This is a genomic window from Streptococcus sp. STC1396 (assembly GCF_058933875.1).
This window is the reverse complement of sequence record NZ_JBZYCU010000054.1, coordinates 1-827: the sequence shown is the minus strand read 5'-3', so window position 1 is coordinate 827 and position 827 is coordinate 1. Positions and strand designations below refer to the sequence as shown.

The 827-nt window shown below is 38.8% G+C and carries 1 protein-coding gene and 1 pseudogene; one reads left to right on the top strand and one right to left on the bottom strand.

Annotated elements, in window-relative coordinates; genetic code table 11:
- Positions 1–104: IS3 family transposase (locus tag AC5FEC_RS10380; protein WP_493662112.1), on the top strand; the 104-nt coding region annotated here is incomplete at its 5' end.
- Here AC5FEC_RS10380 and AC5FEC_RS10375 read toward each other — a convergent pair.
- Positions 104–547: pseudogene (locus AC5FEC_RS10375) on the bottom strand (transposase family protein); the annotation flags it as partial. The gene AC5FEC_RS10380 and the pseudogene AC5FEC_RS10375 overlap by 1 nt on opposite strands.
- Positions 548–827: the final 280 nt, after the last annotated feature.

Below are 827 nucleotides of genomic sequence, written 5' to 3'. Positions count from 1 at the left end.
AACAAGCCATCACGGATTATATTTTTTACTACAACAACAAGCGTATTAAAGCAAAGCTAAAAAGACTCAGCCCTGTTCAGTACAGAACCAAATCCTTTCACTAATATTTTTTGTCCAACTTTTTGGGGTCAGTACACTTTGGTTTGTAGGTTTTTTTCTTTTCTTTAGGAGCTTTGAAGAAGCCTAATTTTCTCAGGATACGAAAGAGGGAGCAAGGATGCCTGTGGTAACCTTTGTTTGTTTTGAGTTTATAGAAGATTTCAATCAGCGTAGCCTTAGGATTGCGGCGGATACAGTGTTTGATCCAATTGATTTCTTCATTGGTGTGACTATTTGGATGAGGTGTCAGAGGGCGATGGGATTTGTCACATAGAGATTCTTTGCTTCCATCGAACCGTTTATTCCAACGCATAAGAGAGGCTTTTGAGATTTTGTATCTCCGACAGATAAAGGCAACAGAGGTACCGTTGCGATAGGTTTTGACAGCGTGATAGCGGGTATCCAAAGTATGTGGCAGGTAGCGGATGTTTTGTGGTATACTATTCATGAGAAGACTCCTTTTTTTGATGGTTGTGTCAGAACTAATCATATCAAGGTTTCTTCTTTTTTGGTACTCAGGTCTCACATCTATTGTAACGCTACATAGGACTGAATCCCATGTCTTTGAAGTATTTGAAACGATCTCGCAAAGTCGGTTTGGAAAAAAGTTACAAAAAAGCAAAAAAAGTTCAAAAAAAGTATTGACAAGAATTAGTTGAGGTGATATACTGATATAGTTGTCGCTTGCGAGGGCGACAAAGACCTTTGAAAACTGAACAAGACGAACC